Raw genomic sequence first — 1,518 nt, 5'->3', positions numbered from 1 at the left:
CTGCGCGGGGCCGGGCGCCGGGGCGGGCGGGGCCTTGGGTCCGCCGGGCGCACCCAGGCTTACCAGGTCCACCTGCACCACGGGCATGTCCAGGCGCACCGGCGGCGACGAGGGCCAGAAAAAGACCAGCAGCACTATGGCGCAGTGCAGGCTGAGCGACAGCAGAAAGCTTGAATAGCGCATGTCGTCCCCGGCCTACCGCGCGGCCTTGCCGCGAAGGATGTGGAACCGGACCGTGCCGTCCCTTCGTGATGACGGGCTCATTTCTTCTTCGGGTCCTCGCGTTCCGCCACGACGCCGAGCTTTTCGATGCCCGCCGCCTTGATGTGCCCCATCACGTCCACCACCACGCCGTAGGGAACGGCCTTGTCGGCCTGGAGAAAGAGCAGCTTGTTCTTCTCCTTGACCAGCCGTTGCAGGAAGCCTTCCAGTTCCTCGATGGTCACCTTGTACTCGTCGAGGTACATCACCCCGTCCTTGCGCACGGTGAGCAGCAGGTGGTCGCTGTCCGCGGGAAGCACCTGCACGGTGCGCGTCTGGGGCAGGTCCACCTCGAGGCCTTCGGTCATCATGGGGGCCGTGACCATGAAGATGATGAGCAGCACCAGCATCACGTCCACGAAGGGCGTGACGTTGATTTCGGCGACGAAGCCGCCCTTGTTGCCGACGGAAGCGCCCATGGGCTAGCCCCGTTCGGTGCGGGTGGCGGGCTGGGCCGCTCCGCGATGGGCGTTGATCTCGCGTTGCACGCGGTTCAGGAACGCGCCCGCGAAGTTGACGAGCTGCACTTCGATGCTGCTGATCATGCCCAGAAAGATGTTGTAGCCCACGGTGGCGGGAATGGCCACGAACAGGCCGATGGCCGTGGCGATGAGCGCTTCGGAAATGCCGGGGGCCACGGTGGCGAGCGAGGCGCTCTTCATCTGGCCGATGGCGTGGAAGGAATACATGATGCCCCACACCGTGCCGAACAGGCCGATGAACGGGGCGGTGTTCGCGGCGGTGGCCAGGAACGACAGCGAGGCGGAAAGGCGGGTCATCTCGTTGCCCACGCCCTGACGCAGCGAGCGGCGCACGTTGTCGGCCACCACGTCGCCCGAGCTGCCCGCCTCTTTCAGGCGGTTGAACTCGGCCACGCCCTGCTGGGCCACGTGGTACAGGGGCGAGGCGGCGTCGCCGCCCAGCGACTGCACGGCCTCGCGCAGGTCGCGGGCCTTCTGGAAGCGGTCAAGGCCGTCGGCGGCCTTGCGCTGCGCGGCCTTCAGGGCAAACCACTTCTGGAACATCAGCGTCCAGCTGCCGATGGACATGAGAACCAGAAGGACAAGGATGAACTTGGCCACCAGGGTGGCCTGGGCAAGAATCGAGAGAATATCCATGACGTTGGGTGTCTCCACCGGGTGTTGAGTTGTACCGTGCGGCTGGCGGGGCGCGGTGCGCCGTGGCGCCATGCGTGGCCGAATGCTTCGTGACCGGATGCTTCGGGGCCTGCCGTGCGGTGTCGCGGTGTTCCGTGGC

At 66.5% G+C, this 1,518-nt stretch carries 2 protein-coding genes and 1 pseudogene; all 3 read right to left on the bottom strand.

Annotation, left to right across the window (positions count from 1 at the left end):
• A pseudogene (locus FVW27_RS15255) lies at positions 1-183 on the bottom strand (cell envelope integrity protein TolA); the annotation flags it as partial.
• Between the two features lie 77 nt (positions 184-260).
• Positions 261-680, bottom strand: a complete 420-nt coding sequence (gene tolR, locus FVW27_RS15250) for a protein TolR (RefSeq protein ID WP_167126716.1) — start codon at positions 678-680, stop codon at positions 261-263.
• A 3-nt stretch (positions 681-683) separates the two neighbouring features.
• On the bottom strand, positions 684-1,379 hold the full coding sequence (tolQ, locus tag FVW27_RS15245) for a protein TolQ (protein WP_167126713.1): 696 nt from the start codon (positions 1,377-1,379) through the stop codon (positions 684-686).
• Positions 1,380-1,518: the final 139 nt, after the last annotated feature.

This window comes from Nitratidesulfovibrio liaohensis (assembly GCF_011682075.1).
Lineage (GTDB): Bacteria > Desulfobacterota > Desulfovibrionia > Desulfovibrionales > Desulfovibrionaceae > Cupidesulfovibrio > Cupidesulfovibrio liaohensis.
This window is presented reverse-complemented; position numbering and strand designations above follow the sequence as displayed.

Excerpts from the sequence above, each read along its gene's own strand:
- tolR (WP_167126716.1), bottom strand. The coding sequence starts at position 680 with ATGGGCGCTTCCGTCGGCAACAAGGGCGGCTTCGTCGCCGAAATCAAC.
- tolQ (WP_167126713.1), bottom strand. The coding sequence starts at position 1,379 with ATGGATATTCTCTCGATTCTTGCCCAGGCCACCCTGGTGGCCAAGTTC.